Here is a 23890-nt window from a genome sequence, read left to right as displayed (position 1 = left end):
CAGAACCCGTGTCTCGATCAATGAGTCAGGGCCGTTGAGCCGCGCCGCGGCGGCGCTCATGATGACCGCTGCGCGCGCTCAACCACTCCTGCGGCATGTATCGAGGTGGATACTGTGCTCGGACACAACCGGACCGGCAGTGTGGCCCCCGGATCGTCACCGGTGTCCCCGGTGGACGGGAACGCCGTGCTGCGCAAGGTCACGCGGCACTTCCTCCCGCTGATCGGCCTGTGCTACATCGTGCTGTACCTGGACCGGCTCAACATCGGCGTCGCCGCGCTGACGATGAACAGCGAGCTCGGCATTTCCGCGACCGCGTACGGCTTCGCGGCCGGGGTCTACTTCTGGAGCTACACGCTCCTGGAACCGCCCAGCAACTGGGTGTTGTCCAGGGTGGGCGCTCGCAAGTGGATCTCCCGCATCATGGTCACCTGGGGACTGGTCACCATCGGCACGGGGTTCGTGCAGGGCGAGACCAGCCTGACGATCATGCGCGTGCTGCTCGGCGTCGCCGAGGCGGGCTTCTCCCCGGGCATGCTGTACTTCGTCTCCCGCTGGTACCCCAACGCCCGTCGCGGTGCGGCGATGTCGTGGATCGTCACGTTCATCTGCATCTCCGGACTGGGCACCCCGCTGATGACCCACCTGCTGGGCCTGCACGGCTTCCTCGGCCTGTCCGGCTGGCGGTGGATCTTCATCCTGACCGGGATCCCCGCCGTGGTACTGGCGTTCGTGTGCCTGAAGCGGCTGCGGGACACCCCCGCCGAGGCCGGGTTCCTGTCCGCCCCGGAGCGCGACTGGCTGACGAAGGTGCTCGCGGACGAGGCGAAGGGCGCGGTCGGGCACGGGCCGGGCGCGTTCCGCCGTGGCCTCGCCGAGCCGCGCGTGCTGTTGCTGGTGGTGGTGTTCGTGTGCGTGACGTTCAGCCTCAACGGCTACCAGCTGTGGATCGCGCAGATGCTCAAGAGCTTCGGCCTCGGCACGCACGCCGTGGGCTGGGTCGCCGCGCTGCCGCCGCTGCTGGCGATCGGCCCGATGCTGTGGTGGATGCGGCACTCCGACCGGACGCGGGAGCGGGGACTGCACTTCTGCGCCGCCGCGCTCGTGGCCGCCGCCGGGTTCACCATCGCCGCGCTGTCGCTCGGCACGCCCGCCGTCGCCATCGCCGGGTTCTGCGTCGCCGGCATCGGCCTCTACACGGCGATGGGCGTCTTCATCACCATCCCGGCGAGCTTCCTCACCGGCGCCGCGCTCGCGGCCGGCTTCGGCGTGATCAACGGCCTCGGCAACCTCGGCGGCTACTTCGGACCGCAGGTCGCCGGGCTGCTCAAGGACGCCACCGGCGGCTACGGCCTCGCGATCGGCTCGTTCGGCGCGGCGATGGCGGTGGCCGCGCTGGTCATCCTCGGCCTCAAGCGGCTGAACAACCGGGCGGTTTCCCGGTGAGCGGCCTGTTCGGCCCGATCCGCCAGAACGGCTACGTCGTGCGGGACCTGCGGCGGGCGGCGCGGCACTGGACCGAGGTGATCGGCGTCGGCCCGTTCTTCGTCATCGACGACCAGCCGCTCAACGGGTTCCGCTTCCGCGGCGAGCCCAGCGAAGCCCGGATCCGCGTCGCGCTCGCCCAGAGCGGCGGCATCCAGATCGAGCTGATCGAGCCGCTGAACGACGCGCCGTCGGCCTTCGGCGAGTTCCTGCGGTCGGGGCGGGAAGGCTTGCAGCACATAGCGTTCTGGACCGACGAGTTCGATGCGGCGATGCGGGAGGCGGCCGGTCGTGGCCTCACCGTCCTGCAGGAGGGCTGTTCCGGCAGCGGGGCGCCGGACGAGCGGTTCGTGTACTTCACCGCCGAGCATCACCCGGGCACGATGATCGAGCTGTCCGAGACCCGCGGCGCCAAGGGCCGGTTGTTCCGCGCGATCGCGGCGGCGGCCGAAGGCTGGGACGGCGCCGAACCGGTGCGCGACATGCGCTCGCTGCTGGACGGGGCGTCGTGAGCCGGTCCGCTGTGGTCACCGGCGGAGCCTCGGGCATCGGCCTGGCGACGGTTCACCGGCTGCACCGCGACGGCTGGCACGTCGTGGCCGCCGACCGCGATGCCGAGGCGCTCGCGGAACTGCCCGCGGACGACCGGATCGTGCCGGTCACCGCGGACGTCACCGACGAGGAGCAGGCCGGCCGGGTCGTCGCCGTCGCCGACGAACTCGGTGACGGTCTCGGCGCCGTCGTCACCTGCGCCGGTGTCGTCCGCAACGCCGCCGCGACCGAGACGTCCGTGGCCGATTTCCGGCTGTCGCTGGAGGTCAACCTGACCGGCACGTTCCTCGTCTGCCGCGCCGCGGCCCGGCGGATGCTGCGCCGCGGCGACGGCGGTTCCCTGGTCACCATCTCCTCGGTGTCGGGCCTGCGCGGCGGCGAACAGCGAGCCGCCTACGCCGCGTCGAAGGCCGGGGTGACCGCGCTGACCCAGGTGCTGGCCGCCGAACTCGGCCCCGCAGGCATCCGCGTGAACTGCGTGGCGCCGGGCGCGACTGACACTCCGCTGGTGAAGGTGGCGCAACCCCCGGCCGTCCGCGACGCGGTGCTGGCCGCGATCCCGCTCGGCCGCTACGCGCGGGCCGAGGAGATCGCGGCGGTGATCGCGTTCCTCGCCGGCGGCGAATCGGCGTTCGTCACCGGCCAGATCTGGTGCGTGGACGGCGGGCAGACGGCCGGCCCCGGTTGGCGAACGAGAGAGGATTCATGACACCGCTGGTGATCGGGGTCAACCCGAACGAGAACATGATGCGGGAGGACAACCCGCATGTCCCGTGGACACCCGGGGAGATCGCTCGTGACGTCGCGGCCTGCGCCTCGGCCGGGGCGACGGTCGTGCACTACCACGCGCGGACCGGCGACGGGGCGCCCGACCACAGCGCCGGGCGCTACGCCGAGACGAACCGGCTGATCCGTCAGCGGTGCGATGTCCTGCTCGCCCCGTCGCTGGCCAACGGCCCGGGTTTCCCGCTGGAGCGCAGGCTGGCGCCGGTCATGGCCGCGGACCCGTTGGCGCGCCCGGACTTCCTGACCATGGACATGGGCTGCGCGATCATGGACCTGTGGGACCCGGCGCACGTCCGGTTCCGCACCGAGGACAAGGTGTTCGTCAACGACACCGCGACCCACCGCGCGTTGTTCGCCTGCGCCCGCCGGTACGGCTTGACGCCGTGGCTGGCGTCGTTCACCGTCGGCTGGACCCGGACGATCGCCGCGCACCTGGCCGCCGGCGAGGTGCCCGGGCCCGCGGTGCTGCAGTTCGTGCTCGGCGGGCCGGAGTTCCTCCCCGCGCACCCCGCGACGCTCGCCGGCCTGCGCGCGCACCTGGAGTTCCTGCCGCGGCACGACGACCTGGCCTGGATCGTGTCCGCGCACCGCGCCGACGTCCTCGAACTGGCCGAGGAGATCGTGCGGCTCGGCGGGCACATCGCGGTTGGCGTCGGGGACCACCCGCACACCGCCCGCGGCTGTCCGACCAACGCCGAGCTCGTCGAACACGTCGCCGCCGTCGCCCGAAAGGCCGGACGCGCGATCGCGACCCCCGACGAGGCCCGACGGATCCTCGGCGTCCGAACCCCGGAAAGGAGCTGGTTCCATGCGCGTGGTCGATGACCACAGTGGACCGGTGAGCACTGTCCTGCGGCACGGCGGGCTGTCGGTGGCGGTGATGGACTCCATCGCCTTCGCCACCGGCGAGCATGCCGGGCAGGCCATCGTGACCGGATCCCACGGCGGCGCCAGCGCGGGCGAGTACGCGCGCCGGTGCGGCGTGGCCGCCGTGGCCTGCAACGACGCCGGGATCGGCAAGGACAACGCCGGGGTGGCGGGCCTGGCGGCGCTGGACGGCGTCGTCGGCGTCGCCGTCGGCCACGACACCGCCCGGATCGGGGACGGGCACGACACCTGGGCCAACGGGATCATCAGCTACGTCAACGAGTCCGCGCGCGAGGCGGGCATCCGGGTCGGGGAACCGCTGTCCGCGGCGTTCACCAGGCTGGCGGCGGGGGGTGTGCCGTGCTGAGGACGACGGTGGCCGAGCGCGGGGACCGCCGCGTGGTCCTGCTGGACAGCATGTCGCAGGCCGAGCACGCCGACCGTGGCCAGATCATCGTGGCGGCGTCCAACGGCGGGGCCGAGTCGGGGCGGATCGCTGTGCTGAGCGGGTGCGCGTGCGCGGTGTTCAACGACGCCGGGCGCGGCAAGGACGACGCCGGCATCGCGGGTCTCGCGGTCATGGACGAGGCGGGCGTGCCGGGCGCGGCGGTCGGCCACCTGACCGCGCGCATCAGCGACGGCAAGGACATGTGGGACAACGGGGTGCTGACGCACGTCAACGAAGCCGGGCGCCGGGCGGGTCTCCGCGTCGGCGAGCCGGTGCGGACCGCGATCACCCGCCTGCTCGAGGAGGTGGCGGCGTGCCCGGACGTCCGGTGATCGTCACCGTCGCCCCGACGGGCGGGATGCTGACGCCCGCGCAGCACCCGCACGTGCCGACCCAGCCCCGACAGATCGCCGAGGACGTGGCGCGGTGTGCCGCGGCAGGTGCGAGCGTGGCGGCGCTGCACGCGCGCCGCCCCGACCACACGGCCACCTGCGACCCGGCCATCTACCGGGAGATCAACGAGCTGGTGCGGCGCCGCTGCGACGTCGTCGTCAACAACTCGACCGGCGGCGGGCTCAACGGCGACATGGTGCGCGACACCGGCTACGGCCTCGTCGTCGACCACGCGCAGCGGCTCGCCGGGGCCGGCGCCGGGGCGGACACGTGCACGCTGGACACCATCACCGCGTACGTGAGCGGCCCGGACGGCGAGACCCTGATGAGCACGCCGCGCTGGTTCGCCCGCCGGCTGGCGGCGGCGTTCCGGGAGGCCGGGGCCAAACCCGAGTGGGAGGTGTTCAACCCCGCGCACCTGCTGGTGGACATGCCCGAGCTGATCGACTTCGACCGGCCACCGTACGTGGTGAACTTCGTGCTCAACCAGCACGGGACGTTCCAGAACGCGCTGCCGTACCGGCCCGCGGTCCTGCGTGGCCTGGTCGACCTGCTGCCGGCGGGCGCGGTGTTCACCGCGACCGTGTGCGGGCCGGATCCGCTGCCCGGGCTGGTGCAGGCGCTCGAACTCGGCGGGCACGTCCGCGTCGGCATCGAGGACAGCCCGTTCGACGCCGACGGCAGGCCGATGACCAACCTGGAGCAGGTGGAGCGTGTGGTCGAGGTCATCCGGGACCACGGGTGCGAGCCCGCCTCCCCGGCGCAGGCCCGCGCGCTCCTCGGGCTGAAGGAGGCGGCATGAGCGCGCCGGTCGCGGTGGTCACGGGGGCGGGCAGCGGCCTGGGGCGGGTGATCGCCAGGGCGCTGATTGCCGACGGTTACCGGGTCGCGCTGGCCGGACGGCGGGCTCGCGCGCTGGCGGAAACCGCCCCGGAGGGTCTCGCCGTGCCCACCGACGTGTCCGACCCGGACTCCGTCGCGGAGTTGTTCGACCGGGTCACGGCCGCGTGGGGGAGGGTCGACCTGCTGGTCAACAACGCGGGCGTGTCCGGCCCGGCGGGCGCGCCCGACGAGATCCCCGTCGGCGAGTGGCGTTCGTGCGTGGACATCAACCTGACCGGCGCGTTCCTCTGTGCCAGGGCGGCCTTCGGCGTCATGCGCCGCCAGGAGCCGCGCGGCGGCCGGATCATCAACAACGGTTCGGTCTCCGCGCACAGCCCCCGTCCCGGCAGCATCGCCTACACGGCGACGAAGCACGCCATGACGGGGCTGACGAAGTCGCTGTCGCTGGACGGCAGGCCGTACCGGATCGCGTGCGGACAGATCGACATCGGCAACGCGGCGACCGAGATGACCGCGGGCGTCGCGGCAGGCACCCGCCAGGCGGACGGAACGCTGCGCCCGGAACCGACGTTCGACGCCGCCCATGTCGCCGACGCCGTCCGCTACATGGCCGGGCTCCCGCTGGAGGCGAACGTCCAGTTCCTCACACTGACGGCGACGACGATGCCCTTCCTCGGCCGCGGTTAGTGGCGCGGTGCGAGCACGGGGCGCACCACGGACTCGGCCATCGCGAGTTCTCGTGTGATGGCCAGTGCGGTGGTGCGCACCGCGGCGTCCAGGCGGGAGGGGTTGTGCGTCCGGCGAGCGCGGAGATCGGCCGCGTGGCGAGTGGCGGTGCCGTGTGGGCCGTGGTCAGCGGCGTGGGGTCAGCGGCGTGGCGCCAGCACGGGCCGCACCACCGATTCGGCCATCTCGAGCTCCCGCGTGATGGCCAGCGCGGTGGTGCGCACGGCGGCGTCCACGCGGGACAGGTTGATCCGCCCGGCCATCCCGGAGATCGACAGCGCGGCCAGCACCGTGCCGTCCGGGCCGAACACCGGCGACGCCACGCCCGTCACGTCGCGGAACGATTCCTGCCGGTCGAAGGCCACCCGCGCGCGGCGGACCCGCTCCAGCTCTGCGCGTAGGGCGTCCGGGTCGGTGATCGTTCGCGGGGTCAGCCGTTTCAGTGGCTTGGCCAGCGTGCGGTCGACGTGGGCGGGCGGCCCGAACGCGAGCATCACCTTGCCCGAACAGCTCGCGTGCGCGGGCCAGCGGCCGCCCGTGCGCAGCGGGAGCCGGGGCGCGCGTTCGCCGCGCAGGATCTCCACGTGCACGACCTCGCCGTCCTGCTCAACGGCCAGGCCGACGTTGTGTCCGGTCGCTTCGTGCAGGACGGCCATGTGCTTGCGCGCCGCCTCGTGCAGGCTGCGCGGTTGCGGCACCAGTTGCCCCAGCTCGAACAGCAGCAGCCCCGGACGGAAGGCCGTGCCCACCCGTTCCAGCAACCCGACCCGCGCGAGCTCCCGCAGCAGGCGGTGCGCCGTGGCCCTGGGCAACCCGGTCGACCGCGCGACCGCCGCCGCGCTCACCGGCAGCTCCGCGCCACGAAACTGCTTGAGGATCAGCGAGGCCCGCCCGAGAGCGGTGATCTCGCCCTCGTCCCGATGCGCCGGACACATGGGGTCATGGTGCCCCATCGGTGGCGCCACCCGGGAGCAGCTGTCCCGTTGACCGAGACACGGCGATCAGCCGGGCAGGCGGCCGCCGCATTCGCGAACCAGCGTCGCCATGATCTCGCGGTCCGCGGGGGAGACGTGGTCGGCGTAGTAGGCGTACAGGGTCTCCCGCGCGAGGCGGGACGCCCGCAGGCCGTCACGGTCGGAAATGGCCGCGAACACCGCCCGGTGGTGGCGGATGGACTGCAGCATGAGCGCCGTCTGGTCGTCGGCGTCCAGGATCGACTGCTGGATCAGCTTGAGGATCGCCTCGCGGGTCACATCGCCGTAGACCTGCACCAGCCGGTTGCCGCCGGCTTCGGCGATGAGCTCGTGAAACTCCAGGTCGGCCTGGCTGAACTCGGCGTAACCACGGCTCATGCAGGCCCGCATCCGCGCCATGTTCCGCTCCAGCGCGAGCAGTTGCTCGTCGGTGCGGCGGGCGGCCGCGAGCAGGTTCGCGGAGGCGTCGGCGATCATCCGGAACTGGACGAGCTCGGCGAGCCCCAGCGCGCCGCCCGAGGTGAGCATCGCGATCGAACGGCGCACCGGTTCGACCGACAGCGGCAGGATCAACGGCCCACGCGGATCCCGCGGCTGGGACTTGACCAGGTCCATGTTCTCCAGCACGCGCAGCGCTTCCCGCACCGAGGCGCGGCCGATCCCGAACTGCTCGACCAGCTCCCGCTCGCTCGGCAGGCGATCACCCGGCTTGAGCTCACCGGAGGCGATCGCGTTCTGCACGTAGTCGACGACGCGCTGGAAGAGCCGCCCGTTGGTCGCGCTGGTCTGGCTGGTCACCCTCACCCCTCCCGGCCGGTGCGCTGCGGATTCCCCGAGGATACCGGCCGGGAGGTGGGACCGTGCCCGGTCAGCGGAGCAGCAGGCCTGCCGTCACCGGGGGGCGAGCCGGGCCAGTCCGGTCATCAGGGAGCGCTCCGGGTCGCCGATCTTCGCCGGGTCCACGTCGGTGACCCGGTCGGCGATGCGGCGCCCGATCTCGGCGGTGTCGCCGCCCATGCCGGGCCCGGCCAGCGCGGGCAGTTCGGCCAGCACGGACGCCGCGGCGGCCTCCAGCGCCAGCGCGCCGTCGCGCTCGCCGAGACCGGCCAGGCACAGCGCCGCCGACAACGCGGCCGCGGCCGGGTTGGCCCAGCCCTTGCCCGCGATGTCCGGCGCCGAGCCGTGCACCGGCTCGTACATGCTCGGCGCGGTGCCCCGCGGGTTGTGGTTGGCGCTGGCGGCGAGCCCGAGCCCGCCCTGGACGGTGGCGCCGAGGTCGCTGAGGATGTCGCCGAACAGGTTGTCGGTGACCACGACGTCGAACCGGCCGGGATCCAGCGGCAGGTGCAGGCACATCGCGTCGGCGTGGACGTAGTCGTGCTCGACGTCCGGGTACCGGGTGGCGACCTCGTCGACGACGTCCTGCCACAGCTGCCCGGCGTGCACCAGGATGTTCTTCTTGTGGCACAACGTCAGCCGCTTGCGCCGCGCGGAGGCGAGCCGGAACGCGAACTCCACCGTCTCGGTCGTGGCCGGGACCGTGGTGATCGAGTTCTGGATCGCCACCGCGTTCGGCGTCCCCGGATGGGAGATCGAGCCGCCGCCGGTGTAGAGGCCCTCGGTGTTCTCCCGGATGATCACCAGATCGCAGTTGTCCGGCGAGACACCGGCGACCGGGCTCTCGACGCCCGGGTAGAGGCGCACCGGCCGGACGTTGACCGACTGGGCGAACGCGACCCGCAACCCGACGATCAGTCCGCGTTCGAGGACGCCCGGTGTGACGCGGGGGTCGCCGACCGCGCCGAGCAGGACGGCGTCGTGGCGGCGCAGCGCCTCGATCGACGCCTCGTCGAGCGCGACGCCGGAACGCAGGTAGGCCTCGGCGCCGAGGTCGAACTCGGTGGTCTCGATCGCGAAGCCGTACCGGTCGGCGGCGGCCCGGACACCGGCGAGCGCGGCCGCGGTGACGTCGGGGCCGATGCCGTCGCCGCCGATGACGGCCAGGTGGTGGGTGCGCATGTGCTGCGGTTTCTCCTCGACGTGGGGGATCAGTCGTGCAGGGCGAAGTCGCGCCAGGTCTTGCCGCCGGCCGGCTCCACGTCCACCCACAGCGCCGTGACGCAGTGCGGGCAGACGTAGGCGACGGCGGCGAGGTCGCCGTGGACCTCGACCCGGGCGCCCAGGTCGTCGGCGCCGAGCACGACCCGGCCCGCGATGGACTCCCAGCCGCCGGTGAGGTCGCCGAGCACCTGTCCGCAGTGGCGGCACGACCCGATGAGCCCGTCGGCGGTCCGGTGCGTCACGAGCGCCGCGCCCCAGATCCCGGTCGGCTCGCCCGGCGCGGCCACCGGTTCGGTGCGCGGTCCGGTCATCCGGCTGCGACGGGATTCCCGGATGCGGTCCCGCAGCGCGTCGGTGGCCACCTGGTCGACCTGGCCGTCCCGCAGCTCCACCCCGTAGAGGCGGGCGGCGGATTCGAGGGTCACCGCGCCGGATTCCACGTCGGCCGCCACCTTGGCCGGGTCGCGCAGCAGCGGATCGCCGTAGCCGCCGCCGTTCTGCACGGTGCACTCGAAGACGTCGCCGAACGCGATCCGGGCGGCCGGCGCGACCCCGGGCAGCACCTGGTGGTCGCCGTCGAGGTCGGTCAGCGCCACCACCGGCGCACCGGTGCCGAGGCGGTCCAGCGCGCCCGCGCCGGTCACCCGCTCGAAGCGCGCGCAGGACCCGGGCAGCCCGCCGAAGAGGCCGGTCCGGTTCGGCAGCGCGACGCCGTGCGTGCCGAGCACGCCGGTGACCTCCTGCGTGTCGATCGGGGTCAGCGCGAACTGGATCCCGTTGCCGCCGCGGAAAGTTCCGGCGCCACCGGAGTCGGGCACCATGCGGCGCCACAGGTACAGCAGCGGGTGGCGCATCTCCTGCTGCTCCACGTCGGTGGCGCCGCCGGAGAGGATGACCATCGCGCCACCGGCGTCGACCCCGTCGCGGAACGAGAACGCCGGGCCGCCCCACAGCAGCGAGTCCATGTACATCGAGGCGAACGGCTCGCCGTGCTGGTCGACGCCGCCGAACTGGTTGAGCTGCCACGACCCGTCGGACGGGCCGAACGCGTAGCCCTCGTACTTGTCCGAGAACGACAGCATCTTCGCGATCGCGCCACCGGCGGAGCAGGTCGCGGTCCAGTTCGCGCCCGCCGCGCCGCCGGAGACCGGCATCGGTTCGACCGCGGTGACGCACAACCCGTCCGGCGCGGTGACCTCGACCGGCCGCATCAGGCCGTGGTTCCACGGGATGTCGGACCCGAAGGTGATCAGCATCAGGGTCGCGACCGCGCCGAGCAGGCCGCCCCGGGTGGTCATGCCGTAGGCGGGCGACTGCGGGCTCGCGGCGGAGAAGTCGAACACCAGCCGGTCGCCGGTCTTCTCCAGGCGGCACGGCACCTGCAGCAGCTCGATGCCGTCGTCGCCGTCTGGCCGGTCCAAATAGGACGTGTGCTCGTACACGCCGTCCGGCAGTTCACGGAGCAGGGCCCGCAGGTCGGCTTCGGAGTTGTCGAGGGTCTTCTCCATGGTCGCGCGGACGGCGTCCGCGCCGTAGCGGTCGCACAGCTCGTGAAAGCGCTGCTCGGCCACGCGCAACCCGGCCAGGAACGCGCGGAAGTCGTTGGCGACGGTGTCGTGCATGCGGGAGTTGAGGACGATGGTGTCCCACAGCTCCTGGTTCAGCACGTCCTTGCGCACGATCCGGCCCGGCGGAATGCGGATGCCCTCCTGGAACACGTCGGTGGCGGTGGTGCACCAGCTGCCGGGGTCCATGCCGCCGAGGTCGACCTGGTGGGCCATGCAGCCCAGCCACGCCACGATCTCGCCGTCGCGGAACACCGGTTTGCAGAACTGCACGTCGTTCTGGTGCATCGCGGCCAGGTAGGGGTCGTTGATGATGAAGACGTCCCCGGGCTCGATGTCGTCGTAGCGGTCCAGGAACACCTCGATCGCCATCGCCCCGGTGTAGATGGGGGTGAGCAGGTAGGTGCCGATGATCGCCATCTCACCCGCGGCGGTGTAGATGCCGAAGTTGTAGTCGGTGGCGTGCACGACGGGGGAGCCGGACACGTGCTCGACGGTGGTCCCGCCCTCGGAGTTGATGGACCAGAGCTTGTGCCGGATGACCTCGTAGGTGACCGGGTCGACGGTGGTGGTCATGCGTTGTTCTCCTTCCCGGTCAGCGGTTCTGGATGATGATGTCGCCGAAGCGGTCGACCTCGGCGTCCTGCCCTGGCCCGATCACCACGGTGGTGTCGCGGAGTTCGACGATGGCGAGGCCCTCGATCCGCAGCCCGTCGTGCAGGTGCTCGGCGCGGTAGACCGCGGCGTCGCGCCACTGGCCGCCGGAGAACACGCGGCGCGTCCCCGGTTCGGTGCTCGCCGCCTTGCCGAGGGCACCGGTGTCGAACTCGGCGCGCGGGACGGGACTGGTGGCGACCACCCGGAACGTGGTGATCTCCACCCCGCCTTCCAGGAACGCGGCGCCCTTGCCGAAGCGGCCCTCGTAGATCTCGACGAACCGCTCCACCATCGCGTTGACGTCGGCCGGGGTGATCCGGTCGGCCTCGACCGGCACGGTGAGCACGTGGATCTGCGCGCGGAACCGGATCTCCACGAACTTCGCGAACGTGATCGAGTCCTCGGCCGCGCCCGCGGCGATCAGGTCGCGCCGGGCGCGGGCGGCCAGCTCGTCGAACGTGCCGTTGAGCTCGTCCGGCGCCAGCGCGGTGGCGTGGTCGGTGGTGCCCGGCGGGGTCTGCAGCGGCTTGGACAGCTCCTCGACCATGGTCAGGTCGGAGCAGCCGATGCCGAAGGCGGAGTGCACGGACGCGGTGAGGGGCACGACGATCTGCGGGCAGCCGAGCTCGGCGCCGTAGGAGAAGGCGTGCAGGGGACCGGCGCCGCCGTAGGCGAAGACGGCGAAGTCGGCCGGGTCGTAACCCTGCTCGACGGTGACCTGGCGGACCAGGTCGGCCATCCGGGCGTCCACAATGGTCTTGATGCCCTCCGCGGCCTGCTCGATGGTCAGTCCCGCCGGCTTGGCCACGTGCTCGTCGATCGCGGCGCGGGCCTTGTCCACGTCCAGGGTGAGCCGCCCGCCGAGGAAGTTGTCCGGGTTCAGGTAGCCCAGCACGAGGTCGGCGTCGGCCACCGTGGGGCGGGTGCCGCCCCGGCCGTAACACGCCGGGCCAGGGCGGGCACCTGCCGACTCCGGGCCGACCTGCAGGACGCCGTTGCGGACCGAGGCGATCGAGCCCGCCCCCGCGCCGATCGCGCGGACAGCAACCGACGGGAGGGCGAGTTCGTCGCGGCCGATGAGCGTCGTGTTCGACATGACCGGCCGCCCGTCGAGGACCAGCCCGACGTCGAAGCTCGTGCCGCCCATGTCGGTGGTGACGATGTTGCGGTACCCGTTGCGCGCGCCCGCGAACTGCGACGCGACGACCCCGCCGACCGGGCCGGACATGACCGTGGCCGCGGCCCGCTTCTCGACCTCGGCGAAGGTCGCCAGCCCGCCGTTGGACTGCATGAGCAGCGGCCCCGTCTTCAGGCCCGCCTTGGCCAGGGTGTGCTCGAACGAGTCCAGCGAGGTCTTCAGCACCGGGCGCAGGCTCGCGTTGACAGCGGTGGTCAGCGTGCGCTCGTACTCGCCGATGCGGGGCAGGAACTCGGAGGACAGCGTGACCGACGCGCCCGGCGCCTCCTCGGCGATGATCTCCGCGACGCGCTTCTCGTGCACGTCGTTGGCGAACGACCACAGCAGGGACACCGCGAACACCTCCGCGCCCGCGTCCGTCAGGTCCCGCACCGCGCGGCGGACGTCGTCCTCGTCCAGCGGGCACACGACGCGGCCCGCGTAGTCGATGCGCTCGGTGACCTCGGCGATGAGGCGGCGCGGCACCGCGGCCGGCTGCTTGACCAGCGTGCGGAAGCGCTTGATGTCGTCTTCCTCCAGGCCGGTGGCCTTGAAGCCGCGCATGATGGTCAGCGTGTCGCCGAACCCGCGGGTCTGGATGAGCCCGACCCTGCGGCTGCGGCCCTCCAGCATGGCGTTGGTGGCGACCGTGGTGCCGTGTGCGAACACCTCGACGTCGGCCAGCAGCCGTTCCAGCGGGACCCCGCGCTCGTCGGCCGCGAGCACGAGAGTGTCGAGCACCCCCTGCGCCGGGTTGTCGGGCACCGTCGAGGACTTGTATCGGCCCACGGCGCCGTCCGAGTCGATCACGACGGTGTCGGTGAAGGTGCCTCCGATGTCGGAGGCCACGTAGTAGCTGGGCATCCCGGCGTTTCACTCCTTTGTGCGCTGGCGGGGACCGTCGGGGTCAGGACGCGTCCTCGGCCGCCGATGTCTTCTTCTGCTTGAGTTCGCTGATCGTGGCTTCGATGTGGGCCCGCGCGAGCCGCTCGGCCGCCTGGCCGTCGCCTGCCTCGATGGCGTCGGCGATGGCGGTGTGCTCGGCGATCGCGCGGATCGCGCTCTCCGGCCGCACCAGCGCGACCGGCGCGAACACCTGTGCGGTCATCCGCAGGATCGGCAGCTGCCCGATCACGAAGTCGTTGCCGGACAGGTGGATGACGTGCTCGTGAAAGTCCACATTGGAGTCGGTGTAGTCGCGCGGCGTCCACGGGTCCACGGCCGCCCGCTGTACCTCGATGGCCCGGCGGAGCTGGCGGATCAGGCCACCGCCCCGGTTGTTCTCGGCGGCCAGCCGGGCGGCGAGACCGTCCACCACCGCGCGCAGCTGGTAGGCGTCCAGCAGCGTGTCCAGATCGCCGGTGATGACCTGGGCGCCTTGCCCGGCGGTGACCTTGACCAGGCCCTCCTGCTCCAGGACCCGCAGCGCCTCGCGCAGCGGGGTGCGGCTGACACCCAGTTCGGCGGACAGGTGTTCCTGCCGCAGCCACGACCCGGTCGGGTAGCGGTGGGTGTAGATCCGCTCCCGGATGATCGCGGCCGTTTCGTCCACGAGCGGGATGCGCGACGGCGCTCCCGCCCGGTCCTCTCGTCTGGCCAACGCTCGCCGACCTTCCTTGCTCGACGGCTGGATACAGCGTCGCCAGACTGGCCCACGCACACCGGCTCGTCAACCCCGAGTCCCGCACATTCACCCGATCCACCTGAAAGGCAGCAGCTCAGAGCCCCTTTTTCTGCGGCAACTTGACTCGCCGACCGGCGCTGGTTCATGCTCGTGGGCATCACGAGCTGGTCCGACCAGCAGTCGATCGCCGGTGTTGCCGACCTGGCTGGCAAGACCTGGGACGACGACGTCCAGAGGAGAATTTCCGATGAGTTCGCATGCGGGCTTCGCGCTGCCCGAGTTCCCGTCCGGACTGCCGGTCGGCCCCGGGTGGGTCGCCGGCGCCGGATCCGCGCCGGTGGTGTTCCCCTACGACGGATCGGTGGTCGCGCACGCGCCGGTCGGATCGGTCGGCGACGCCCGCGCCGCCCTCGACGCGGGTGCGGCCGTGGTGAAACCGGCCGGCAGGCTCACCTCGGCGGTCCGCCGCGCGATCCTCCTCGACGTGGAGGCCGCGCTCCGGGCGCACGAGGCGGAGCTCGTCGACCTGCTCATCGCCGAGACCGGCAAGACCCGCGGCGACTGCGAGGTGGAGTTCGCCCGCACGGTGTTCACCTGGTCGGCCGCGGCCGAAGAGGTCGCCCGCATCCACGGCGAAACCGTGCCGCTGGACCTGCAGCCCTCCGGCGCGGGGATGATCGGGTTCTGGACCCGCCGCCCGATCGGGCTCGTCGTCGGGATCGCCGGGTTCAACGGCCCGCTCCTGCTGGCCAGCCACAAGATCGCGCCGTCCATCGCCGCGGGCTGCCCGGTGATCTGCAAGCCCGCCCCCGCCACCCCGCTGACCGCGCTGTGGCTGGCGGACCAGGTCCGGCAGGCCGCCGCCCGGCACGGCGCGCCACCGGAGATCGTGCAGGTCATCACCGGCGACGCCGAAGTCGGGCACACGCTGGTGACCGACCCGCGCGTGGCGGCGGTGTCGTTCACCGGTTCCGCCGCCGTCGGGCACCGGATCGCACGCGCCGCCGCGCCGCGGAAGGTCCTGCTGGAACTGGGCTCCAACGCGGCACTGGTCGTCGACACCGACGCCGACCTGGACAAGGCCGCCGACGCTGTGCTGCGCGGCGGCTACTACTTCAACGGCCAGGCCTGCATCGCCGTGCAACGCGTGATCGTGTGCGAACCGGTGCGCGAGGAGTTCGTCGGCAAGCTCACCGCCCGCATGGGCGAGCTGACGGTCGGCGACCCGCGCGACCCGCGGACCCGGGTGGCGCCGTTGATCAACGAAGCCGCTACGCGGCGCACCCTCGACTGGATCGAGCAGGCCGAGCAGGCCGGGGCGAAGATCCTGCACGGCGGCCGGGTGATCGACCGCGCCATCGAGCCGACCCTCCTGCTCGACGTGCCGGAAACCGCCGACGCCTGGTGCGAGGAGATCTTCGCTCCCGTCGTGGCGATCCGGTCCGTGCCCGACCTCGCGGCGGCGCTGGACCTGGTCAACCGGTCCCGCTACGGCCTGCACGCCAGCGTGTTCACCCGCTCGCTCGCCACCGCGTTCGCCGCCGTCGAGGAACTCGAGGTCGGGGGAGTGGTGATCAACGAGGTGCCCGGGTTCCGGTCCGACATCATGCCCTACGGCGGTGTGAAGGACTCCGGCATCGGCCGGGAGGGACCACGCTTCGCGATCGAAGAACTGACCGTCACCCGCATGGCCGTGATCCGGCCGGAATGAGCGAGACCATGACCGACTACACCACGCTGTTCCGGCTCGACGGCAAGCGCGCGCTGCTGATCGGCGCAGGCGGGATCGGCCGCGAGGCGGCGCTCGCGCTCGCCGCGCACGGCGCCGAGGTGATCTGCGCCGACAAGGACCCGCTCACCGCGAAGGCGACCGCGGCCGACACCGGCGGCGAAGCCCTCGAACTCGACATCACCGACGCGGCGGCCGTGCACCGCGCCGCCCGCGAACTCGGGGCCCTCGACGTCGTGGTCCTCACCGCGGCGACGAACGTGCGCAAGCGCATCCTCGACTACGCGCCCGAGGAGTTCGACCGCGTGGTCGCGCTCAACCTGAAAGCGACCTTCACCGTGCTGCAGGCGTTCGGCCGCGGGATGGTGGAGCGCGGCACCGGCAGCATCGTGGTCTTCTCCTCGGTGCGCGGGTTCGTCGTCGAACCCGGCCAGTCGGTTTACGCCGCCACCAAGGCCGGCGCGATCCAGCTGGTCAAGACCGCGGCCGCCGAGTTCGGCGAAGCCGGCGTCCGCGTCAACGCGATCGCCCCCGGCGTGGTGGAAACCCCGCTGACCGACCAGATCAAGAACGACCCCGGCTGGTACCGGGCCTACGCCACCAAAAGTGCGCTGGGCCGCTGGTCGAAGCCCACCGAACTGGCCGGAGCCGTCGTGTTCCTGGCCTCCGACGCGGCAGGCTACGTCACCGGATCGACCGTCATGGTCGACGGTGGATGGACGGCCGTCGACGGACGTTTCACCCCACCGGCCTGATCCCCAACCCCCCGGGAGAACCCATGTCCGGCAACACCGGCGTTGCCGACCACGACGAGCTCGCGCGGACCACCCTGCGCAAGGTCACGTGGCGGCTCGGCGTTCTGCTGTTCTTCGTCTACGTCCTCAACTACCTCGACCGCACCAACATCTCCATCGCGAAGCTGAAGATGCAGCCGGACATCGCCTTGAGCGAGACAGCTTTCGGCCTCGGTGCGGGGTTGTTCTTCGTCGGCTACGTGCTGTTCGAAGTGCCCAGCAACATGATCCTCTACCGCGTCGGCGCCCGGTACTGGATCGCGCGCATCATGTTCACCTGGGGCCTGGTGTCGATGGCGATGTTCCTGGTCCGCGACGAGTGGAGCTTCTACGCGCTGCGGTTCCTCCTCGGCGTAGCCGAAGCCGGCCTGGTGCCGGGCGTGATCCTCTACCTCAGCCAGTGGGTTCCCGCGGTGCGGCGGGCGCGGCTGATCAGCGTCTTCTACATCGCCGTGCCGGTGTCGACGGTCATCGGCGCCCCGCTGTCCAGCTGGCTCATGGGGTTCACGCCGTGGGGCCTGACCGGCTGGCAGTTCATGTTCCTGGTCGAAGGTTTCCCGTGCCTGGTCATGGCGTTCGTGGTGGTGCGCTTCCTGACGGACAAGCCCGCGCAGGCGACGTGGCTCAGCGAGCGGCAGCGCGCGTGGCTGATCGCCCAGCTGGACCGGGAGGAGGAGGCCAACTCCGCGGGCGGGCACCGCGCCGGCTCGCTGCGCGCCGCGGTGCGCGACCGGGGCGTGCTCGGCATGTCGTTCGCGTTCTTCGCGATGATCATCCCGCTGTACGCGATGGCGTTCTTCCTCCCGACCATCGTCCGGCAGATGGGATCGTTCAGCACCGCGCAGATCGGCTGGCTCACGGCGATCCCGTACGTGTTCGCCGCGCTCGCGATGTGGCTGCTGGCGCGCAATTCCGACCGCACCGGCGAACGCACCCGCCACTACGTGGTGCCCGCGCTGGCCGGTGTCGCCGGGCTCGTGCTCGGCGCGCTGAGCCTCACCGGGTCCCCGCTGCTGGCGCTGACCGGGTTCACGCTCGCCGCGGTCGGCTGCATCTCCACCCTGCCGGTGTTCTGGGCGCACGCGCCGTACCTGCTCAGCGGCCCGGCGACGGCCACCGGCATCGCGTTCATCACCGCGGTCGGCAACCTCGCGGGGTTCGTCTCGCCGTACATGGTGGCCCTGATCAAGGGTGACGGACCAGGGCAGGGCAACAGCAGCGCGGCGGTGCTGGTGACGGCGGTGTTCCTGACCGGCGCCGCTGTGACGATGGCCGGTGTCGGGCGCCGGATCCGCAGGCGTTCCCGTGCGGCCGCGGGCACCCCCGCCCAAACCCGACCCTGATCCTCGCCACCCCGACCGGTTGACGGAGAGCCCAGTGACCACCCAGACCACCACCGTGTCCCTCGACGACAAGTACACCGCCGACCGCGGGCGGGTCCTGCTGTCCGGGATCCAGGCCCTGGTGCGCCTGACGCTCGAACAGCGCCGCCTGGACAGCTCCCGCGGGCTGCCCACCCGCGTGTTCGTCTCCGGCTACCAGGGCTCGCCGCTGGGCGGGGTGGACCTGGAGATGGGCCGGGCCGCGCGGTTCCTCGACCCGGCGGGGGTGGTGTTCCGGCCGGGCGTCAACGAAGAGCTCGCCGCGACCGCCGTCGCCGGCACGCAGCTGCTCGACCAGCTGCCCGGGCGGCGGCACGAGGGCGTCACCGGGTTCTGGTACGGCAAGAACCCCGGCCTGGACCGGGCCGCTGACGCGATCCGGCACGGCAACATCTCGGGCACCGCGCCGCTCGGCGGGGCGGTCGCCTGGATCGGCGACGACCCGGCGAGCAAGTCCTCGACGGTGCCGAGTTCGTGCGAGCCGATGATGCAGAGCCTGTCGATGCCGCTGCTGGCACCCGGCTCGGTCGCCGAGATCGTCGAGTTCGGGCTGCACGCGGTCGCGTTGTCCCGCGCCAGCGGGCTGTGGACCGGGCTGAAGATCGTGGCCGACATCGCCGACGCCTCCGCGACCGTGGACGTGGGCGACCTGCGGGCCGGCATCCCCGAACCGGCCCGCCGCGAGCGCGGCCCGCTGCCCACGCTCCTCGGCCCGGCGGCGCTGGACGCCGAATTCGACCTGCTCACCCGACGCCTGGACCTCGCCCGCGCCTATGCCCGCGACGCCCGTCTCAACCGGGTGGTGTTCTCCGCCGCTTCCGCCCGCCTGGGCATTCTCGCCTCCGGCACCGGGTTCGCCGTCCTGCAGCGCGCCCTCGACGACCTCGGCCTCGACGAAACGGCGATGGACGCGCTCGGGCTCCGGCTGATCCGCCTCGCCATGCCCTTCCCCCTCGACGACCAGGAGCTGGTCCGGCTGACCGACGGGCTGGATGAGGTGCTCGTCGTGGAGGACAAGGTGCCCTTCCTGGAAGGCCACCTGAAGCAGGCGCTGTACCGGCGGCCGGGCGCGCCGAACGTCGTGGGCCGGCGGGACGAGACCGGGCGGCCGTTGCTGACCGCGCGGGGACAGCTCGGCGCGGAGGACGTCGCCCAGGCCGTGGCCGCCCGCATCACCGCGGTGATCGGTCCGGACCGGCTGCCGCCCGCCGCGGTCGCCCACCTGGCCGCGATCGCGCCCCGGCGGCCCGCGCGCATCGGCGTGCCACTGGCCGCCGGCAAGCGCACGCCGTACTTCTGCTCGGGCTGCCCGCACAACACCTCCACCCGCGCCGCCGACGACACGCTCGTGGGCGCGGGCATCGGGTGCCACGTCATGATCGCCCTCGACGGCGCGGGCCGCGGCAGGCAGATCGGCCTGACCCAGATGGGCGGGGAGGGCGCCCAGTGGATCGGGCTGGCGCCGTTCACCGGCGACGGGCACTTCGTGCAGAACCTGGGCGACGGCACCTTCCACCACTCGGGTTCGCTGGCGATCCGCGCCGCGGTCGCCGGTGGGGTCACCATGACCTACAAGCTGCTCTACAACGACGCCGTCGCGATGACCGGCGGCCAGCAGGTGATCGGGCGGCTGTCGGTTCCCGAGATGACCCGGCTGCTGGCCACCGAGGGCGTGCGGCGCATCGTGATCACCACCGACGATCCCGGCAAGTACCGGGGCGTGGCGCTGGACCCGATCGCGTCCGTCCGCCACCGGGACGACTTCGCCGAGGCCGAAGCCGAACTGGCCGCGGTCGACGGCGTCACCGTGCTGATCCACGACGACCAGTGCGCGGCCGAGGAGCGGCGGCTGCGCAAGCGCGGCAAACTGCCCACCCCCGCCGAAAAAGTCGTGATCAACGAGCGGGTGTGCGAGGGCTGCGGTGACTGCGGCGACGTGTCCACCTGCCTGTCGGTGCAACCCGTGGACACCGAGTTCGGCCGCAAGACCCGCATCCACCAGGCCTCCTGCAACTCCGACTTCTCCTGCCTGAAGGGCGACTGCCCGTCCTTCCTGCTCGTCGAACCGGGCGCCCAGCGCGAACCGCTCCCGGGACAACCGCCCGTCGCGCTCGTCGAGCCGGAGCCGAAGGTCACCGGCACCGAGACACTGCTGCGGATGCCCGGCATCGGCGGCACCGGCGTGGTGACCGTGTCGCAGATCCTGCAGATGGCCGCGCACCTGGACGGCAGGTTCGCCGCCGGTCTCGAACAGACCGGGTTGGCGCAGAAGGGCGGGCCGGTCACCTCGGACGTCCGGATCGGCAAGCAACCGGTACGCGGCTCGCTGCGCGCGTCGCGTTCCACGGTGGACGTACTGATCGGCTTCGACCTGCTCGGCGCGGCCGAGGAGTCCACGTTGGCCACGGCCCGCGGCGGCCGCACCATCGCGGTCCTGAACACGTCCGTGGTGCCGACCGCGGCGATGGTGACCAACCGCGTCGCCGTGCCGGGGAGCGTCGACGACCTGCTCGCGCGCGTCGCCGAGGCCACCACGCCGGAGGCGAACCTGCACCTGGACGCGCAGCGCCTGTCCGAATCGCTGTTCGCCGACCATATGCCCGCCAACATGCTGCTCGTCGGCGCCGCCTACCAGCACGGCTGCATCCCCGTCGCCGCGGCGGCGATCGAGCAGGCCATCCGCCTCAACGGCGCGGCGGTGGAGAAGACCCTGGCCGCGTTCCGTTGGGGACGCGCGGCGGTCATCGACCCGGAGGCGGTGTTCGCCGCGGCGGGCGCCGTCCCGGAGCCGGCGGAGGCCGGGTTCGAAGCGGCGCTCGCCACCCGGATCGCCGACCTCACCGGCTACCAGAACGAGGCGTTCGCCCGCGCCTACGCCGAGGAGGTGCACCGCGTCGTGGACATCGCGGAAGCCCGCGCCGGCGACGTCGCCGCGGAGCGAGTCGGGCTGGCCTACGCCCGTGGCCTGCACAAGCTCCTGGCGTACAAGGACGAGTACGAGGTCGCCCGCCTCCACCTCGACCCGGTGGAGACTGCGCGGCGGGAGGCCGAGTTCGGGCCGGATGCCAAGGTGTCGGTGATGCTGCATCCGCCGGTGCTGCGGGCGCTGGGGATGAAGCGGAAGATCCGCCTGCGCGGGCGCACCGCCGAGGTGGCCTTCCGTGGCCTCCGCGCGGCCAGGAAGCTGCGGCACACGCCGTTCGACGTGTTCGGCTACGCCGCGGTGCGCAGGACCGAACGGCAGCTCGTCGGGGAGTACCAGGCCCTGGTGCGGGACGCGCTGACCCACCTGACCCCGGCGACGCTGGACGCGGTCTGTGAGATCGTCGCGCTGCCCGACCTGGTGCGCGGCTACGAGGACATCAAGCTCGCCAACGTGGCGAAGTTCCGGGCCCGCGCGCGTGACCTCCTGGCCGGCCTGTCGGAGGGAGCGGTGTGCCACCAGTAGCCCCGTGCTCGGCGGTGCTGCGGCTCGACGTCATCGAGACGCCCTACGCGATCGCCCGTGTCACCTCGATCCTGACCGCCCGGCGGTTCGACGTGCTCACCCTGGACGTCGGCGCCCCGGCCGGCGGCCGCCGCCGCATGACGGTCGAGCTGGCCGCCGGGGACGACCTCGAGGTGCGCCGGGCGGTCAAGTACCTGCACCGCTCGCCGGACGTCCTCAAGGTCGTCCACCTGCCCGACGCGGAGTCGCACGCCCGGCGCGCCGCGTTCGTGGTGATCGACGCGCCTGCCCACCGGCTGCCCGAGGTCGTCACCGTCGCCCAGGCGATGTCGGCCGAGATCGTCGAGGCGGGCCACGGCCGCTGCACGCTGTTCCTGGCCGCCGAGCCGTACCGGGTCGCCGAACTCGTGACCGCCCTCGGCGACTTTCCCGTCCGCGACGTCGTGCTCTCGGCGCCGGTGCGCACCCGGACGCTGCGCCGTCCGGGGGAGCACCGGCACGCCGGTCAGGGCACGATGCTGAACGCCCGGATCTTGCGGTAGATCGTCGCCCGGGACATGCCCAGGTCCGCGGCTGCGCGTTCCTTGTTGCCGTCGTTGGCCGCGAGGCTGCGCACGATCGCGTCGCGTTCCATGATCTCCAGGCGCGTCAGCTGGCGCCGGGTCACGGTGCGGCATTCCGCGGGCAGGTCGTCCACCTCGATCAGGCCGGTCCGGCGCCGCCGCGAGACCTGGGCCAGGACGTCGTCGAGCTGGCGGACGTTGCCGGTCCAGGGCAGCCGCATCAGCTGCCGCAGGCACGCGTCCGACACCTCGAGGTCGCGGTTGCCCGCGTGGCGGGCCAGCAGGGCGGGCACCAGGCGGCGCACGTCTTCGATCCGGTGCCGCAGCGGCGGCACCTCGACCGTGTGCGCGAAGAACGGCATGAGCCAGTTGTGGATCTCCGTCCCGCGCGGGTCCTCGCCCACGGTGACCGCCACCCAGGCCGGCGCGTCGTCCGGGGGAGCACTCTGCCAGGTGGTGAACAGCTCGGTGAGCCGCCGCATCCCGTCGTCGGTCAGCGTGTCGGCGTGGCGCAGGATCACCGCGGGTGAGTTCCCGCCGCTCACCTCGTCGGCGAGGCCGTGCGCCCACGCCTCGTGGTTGCCCACCGGCGTGCAGTCCAGCACGATCTGGCGGCCGGGCGCGTGCCGGCGGGCCACGGCCTGCGCGAGGGCCGTCTTGCCCGTCCCGCTCTCGCCGGTCAGCACCAGCCAGTTCCCGCCGGTGATGCTCGCCTCCGCCGCGGCACACGCCTGCCGCCACACCGGGCTGCTTCCGGCCAGCCCGGGCAGCCGCACATCGGCGCGACCGGCGGCGCGCCGGGGCACGGCCTGGTTCTTCACCCGGAACAACCCGCCGACCAGGGTCGAACCGTGGTGCACCGGGCGGTACTCCAGACGGGCGACCACACCGGACGGCAGGTCGGCCAGGACCGTGGCCGGGGTGGGGGATCCGGCGACATCGGCCGTATGGGTGATCAGCGCCGCCCGGTCCGCCGCGTCGTACAGGTCCTGGGCGTGGTTGTTGACCATCACCACGTCCTCGTTGACGGCCAGGATGGCGCCCGACCCGCGCCGGCAGGACGCCAGGTATTCGCGGAACAGCGCCAGCTCACGGGCCCCGGCGCCGGCGAGCATCGCTTCCTCGATCCGCTTCGCGGTCGTGCGGGCGAGGGTCAGCAGCAGCGGGCCGGGCGTGCCGGTCCACGAGGTGAGATCGAGTACTCCGACCAGGTGACCTCGGATGGGGTGGTGGATCGGCGCGCCGGCGCATTCGAAGGCCGCCAGGCGGCTGTTGAAGTGTTCGAAGCCGGACACGAGCACGGGTTGCTGGCATTCGAGTGTCGTGCCGATCCCGTTCGTCCCGATCGACTCCTCCGCGTAACTGAACCCGGGGGCGAGGCAGATCCGGTCCAAACCGGAGTGCAGCGCGCGGTCCGGGCTGGAGCGGCTCACCACGAGCCCGTCGGCGTCGGTGAGCAGAATGGCGACCGGGTGATCGGACAGTTCGGACGTCAGGTTGTCCAGGATCGGTTTGGCGCTGCGCAGCAGGAGGCTGTCCTCGTCACGGTCGGCGACGAAGATCGGATCGGGTTCGTCGGCGTCGATCCGGTGCTCCAGCGCGCGCCGCCACGACGCGGAAATGATCTCCCGCACGCCCGCCAGCTCGGGCACTGGACGCGACAGAAACTTCTCCCGCAGAGCGCTGACCTGCGATTCCGACCGGTGTCCTGGCCTCGTCACCACCGTCTCCCTTGACGTCGAGTGCTGTGGTCACTGGGCTGATCCACCCACGAAAACCCATCGTGGCGGAGATCGTGCCGTATCCCGGTCTCACA

20 protein-coding genes are annotated in these 23890 nt (G+C 72.3%); 13 read left to right on the top strand and 7 right to left on the bottom strand.

Going from position 1 to position 23890, the window contains the following annotated elements; genetic code table 11:
- Positions 1 to 171 precede the first annotated feature (171 nt).
- Genes AMYTH_RS0115305 through AMYTH_RS0115270 form a run of 8 tightly spaced genes read left to right on the top strand, consistent with a single transcriptional unit; the run spans position 172 to position 6061 of the window.
- Positions 172 to 1446: an MFS transporter gene (locus tag AMYTH_RS0115305; protein ID WP_209440766.1), complete on the top strand. Its 1275-nt coding sequence runs from the start codon at positions 172 to 174 to the stop codon at positions 1444 to 1446.
- Positions 1443 to 1997: a VOC family protein gene (locus AMYTH_RS0115300; protein ID WP_027931062.1), complete on the top strand. Its 555-nt coding sequence runs from the start codon at positions 1443 to 1445 to the stop codon at positions 1995 to 1997. The genes AMYTH_RS0115305 and AMYTH_RS0115300 overlap by 4 nt, the downstream gene beginning before the upstream one ends.
- On the top strand, positions 1994 to 2746 hold the full coding sequence (locus AMYTH_RS0115295; protein ID WP_027931061.1) for an SDR family NAD(P)-dependent oxidoreductase: 753 nt from the start codon (positions 1994 to 1996) through the stop codon (positions 2744 to 2746). The genes AMYTH_RS0115300 and AMYTH_RS0115295 overlap by 4 nt, the downstream gene beginning before the upstream one ends.
- On the top strand, positions 2743 to 3648 hold the full coding sequence (locus tag AMYTH_RS44910) for a beta-keto acid cleavage family enzyme (protein WP_051362686.1): 906 nt from the start codon (positions 2743 to 2745) through the stop codon (positions 3646 to 3648). The genes AMYTH_RS0115295 and AMYTH_RS44910 overlap by 4 nt, the downstream gene beginning before the upstream one ends.
- Positions 3632 to 4057, top strand: a complete 426-nt coding sequence (locus AMYTH_RS44905) for a hypothetical protein (RefSeq protein ID WP_051362685.1) — start codon at positions 3632 to 3634, stop codon at positions 4055 to 4057. The genes AMYTH_RS44910 and AMYTH_RS44905 overlap by 17 nt, the downstream gene beginning before the upstream one ends.
- Positions 4051 to 4470, top strand: a complete 420-nt coding sequence (locus AMYTH_RS0115280; protein WP_228684786.1) for a hypothetical protein — start codon at positions 4051 to 4053, stop codon at positions 4468 to 4470. The genes AMYTH_RS44905 and AMYTH_RS0115280 overlap by 7 nt, the downstream gene beginning before the upstream one ends.
- Positions 4452 to 5333, top strand: coding sequence for a beta-keto acid cleavage family enzyme (locus AMYTH_RS0115275; protein WP_027931059.1), 882 nt, complete (start codon positions 4452 to 4454; stop codon positions 5331 to 5333). The genes AMYTH_RS0115280 and AMYTH_RS0115275 overlap by 19 nt, the downstream gene beginning before the upstream one ends.
- Entirely contained in the window at positions 5330 to 6061 is a 732-nt protein-coding gene (locus AMYTH_RS0115270) for an SDR family oxidoreductase (RefSeq protein ID WP_027931058.1), read from the top strand. Before AMYTH_RS0115275 ends, AMYTH_RS0115270 begins: the two co-directional genes overlap by 4 nt.
- Positions 6062 to 6240: 179 nt before the next feature.
- On the opposite strand, the gene AMYTH_RS0115265 is transcribed toward AMYTH_RS0115270, so the two are convergent.
- From AMYTH_RS0115265 to AMYTH_RS0115240, 6 genes are all read right to left on the bottom strand, one after another.
- Positions 6241 to 7035, bottom strand: coding sequence for an IclR family transcriptional regulator (locus tag AMYTH_RS0115265; protein ID WP_027931057.1), 795 nt, complete (start codon positions 7033 to 7035; stop codon positions 6241 to 6243).
- 66 nt (positions 7036 to 7101) lie between these two features.
- Complete coding sequence (locus AMYTH_RS0115260) at positions 7102 to 7872, bottom strand: FadR/GntR family transcriptional regulator (RefSeq protein WP_027931056.1); 771 nt, start codon at positions 7870 to 7872, stop codon at positions 7102 to 7104.
- Positions 7873 to 7965: 93 nt separating this feature from the next.
- The gene (locus tag AMYTH_RS0115255; protein ID WP_027931055.1) at positions 7966 to 9093 is read right to left on the bottom strand and encodes a 3-isopropylmalate dehydrogenase; all 1128 of its coding nucleotides are present in this window, start codon (positions 9091 to 9093) and stop codon (positions 7966 to 7968) included.
- 29 nt (positions 9094 to 9122) lie between these two features.
- Positions 9123 to 11276: a hydantoinase B/oxoprolinase family protein gene (locus tag AMYTH_RS0115250; RefSeq protein ID WP_027931054.1), complete on the bottom strand. Its 2154-nt coding sequence runs from the start codon at positions 11274 to 11276 to the stop codon at positions 9123 to 9125.
- A 19-nt stretch (positions 11277 to 11295) separates the two neighbouring features.
- Entirely contained in the window at positions 11296 to 13398 is a 2103-nt protein-coding gene (locus AMYTH_RS0115245) for a hydantoinase/oxoprolinase family protein (RefSeq protein WP_027931053.1), read from the bottom strand.
- A 43-nt stretch (positions 13399 to 13441) separates the two neighbouring features.
- Positions 13442 to 14134 (bottom strand): GntR family transcriptional regulator, encoded by a 693-nt coding sequence (locus tag AMYTH_RS0115240; protein ID WP_027931052.1) that lies wholly within the window; start codon positions 14132 to 14134, stop codon positions 13442 to 13444.
- 271 nt (positions 14135 to 14405) lie between these two features.
- Between AMYTH_RS0115240 and AMYTH_RS0115235 the strand changes: the two genes are divergently transcribed.
- From AMYTH_RS0115235 to AMYTH_RS0115215, 5 genes are read left to right on the top strand one after another with little or no spacing between them, the layout of a single operon-like run.
- Positions 14406 to 15869 (top strand): aldehyde dehydrogenase family protein, encoded by a 1464-nt coding sequence (locus AMYTH_RS0115235; protein WP_027931051.1) that lies wholly within the window; start codon positions 14406 to 14408, stop codon positions 15867 to 15869.
- Positions 15866 to 16642, top strand: coding sequence for an SDR family NAD(P)-dependent oxidoreductase (locus AMYTH_RS0115230; protein ID WP_027931050.1), 777 nt, complete (start codon positions 15866 to 15868; stop codon positions 16640 to 16642). The genes AMYTH_RS0115235 and AMYTH_RS0115230 overlap by 4 nt, the downstream gene beginning before the upstream one ends.
- A 23-nt stretch (positions 16643 to 16665) precedes the next feature.
- Positions 16666 to 18024, top strand: a complete 1359-nt coding sequence (locus tag AMYTH_RS0115225) for an MFS transporter (RefSeq protein ID WP_027931049.1) — start codon at positions 16666 to 16668, stop codon at positions 18022 to 18024.
- 34 nt (positions 18025 to 18058) lie between these two features.
- Entirely contained in the window at positions 18059 to 21511 is a 3453-nt protein-coding gene (locus AMYTH_RS0115220) for an indolepyruvate ferredoxin oxidoreductase family protein (RefSeq protein ID WP_027931048.1), read from the top strand.
- Positions 21499 to 22053, top strand: a complete 555-nt coding sequence (locus tag AMYTH_RS0115215; protein ID WP_228684784.1) for a hypothetical protein — start codon at positions 21499 to 21501, stop codon at positions 22051 to 22053. The genes AMYTH_RS0115220 and AMYTH_RS0115215 overlap by 13 nt, the downstream gene beginning before the upstream one ends.
- On the opposite strand, the gene AMYTH_RS0115210 is transcribed toward AMYTH_RS0115215, so the two are convergent.
- On the bottom strand, positions 22017 to 23795 hold the full coding sequence (locus tag AMYTH_RS0115210; protein WP_037322552.1) for a sigma-54-dependent Fis family transcriptional regulator: 1779 nt from the start codon (positions 23793 to 23795) through the stop codon (positions 22017 to 22019). The two genes, AMYTH_RS0115215 and AMYTH_RS0115210, sit on opposite strands and share 37 nt — an antisense overlap.
- Positions 23796 to 23890 lie beyond the last annotated feature (95 nt).

The sequence above is a fragment of the Amycolatopsis thermoflava N1165 genome (genome assembly GCF_000473265.1).
Lineage (GTDB): Bacteria > Actinomycetota > Actinomycetes > Mycobacteriales > Pseudonocardiaceae > Amycolatopsis_E > Amycolatopsis_E thermoflava.
The sequence above is the reverse complement of the archived record's forward strand: the minus strand, read 5'-3'. Positions and strand labels throughout refer to the sequence as shown.

What these genes read in the sequence shown, in the direction of transcription:
- AMYTH_RS0115250 (WP_027931054.1), bottom strand. Translation starts at nt 11,276, where the DNA reads ATGACCACCACCGTCGACCCGGTCACCTACGAGGTCATCCGGCACAAG.
- AMYTH_RS44905 (WP_051362685.1), top strand. Translation starts at nt 3,632, where the DNA reads ATGCGCGTGGTCGATGACCACAGTGGACCGGTGAGCACTGTCCTGCGG.
- AMYTH_RS0115230 (WP_027931050.1), top strand. Translation starts at nt 15,866, where the DNA reads ATGAGCGAGACCATGACCGACTACACCACGCTGTTCCGGCTCGACGGC.
- AMYTH_RS0115245 (WP_027931053.1), bottom strand. Translation starts at nt 13,398, where the DNA reads ATGCCCAGCTACTACGTGGCCTCCGACATCGGAGGCACCTTCACCGAC.
- AMYTH_RS0115270 (WP_027931058.1), top strand. Translation starts at nt 5,330, where the DNA reads ATGAGCGCGCCGGTCGCGGTGGTCACGGGGGCGGGCAGCGGCCTGGGG.
- AMYTH_RS0115265 (WP_027931057.1), bottom strand. Translation starts at nt 7,035, where the DNA reads ATGTGTCCGGCGCATCGGGACGAGGGCGAGATCACCGCTCTCGGGCGG.
- AMYTH_RS0115225 (WP_027931049.1), top strand. Translation starts at nt 16,666, where the DNA reads ATGTCCGGCAACACCGGCGTTGCCGACCACGACGAGCTCGCGCGGACC.
- AMYTH_RS0115255 (WP_027931055.1), bottom strand. Translation starts at nt 9,093, where the DNA reads ATGCGCACCCACCACCTGGCCGTCATCGGCGGCGACGGCATCGGCCCC.
- AMYTH_RS0115235 (WP_027931051.1), top strand. Translation starts at nt 14,406, where the DNA reads ATGAGTTCGCATGCGGGCTTCGCGCTGCCCGAGTTCCCGTCCGGACTG.
- AMYTH_RS44910 (WP_051362686.1), top strand. Translation starts at nt 2,743, where the DNA reads ATGACACCGCTGGTGATCGGGGTCAACCCGAACGAGAACATGATGCGG.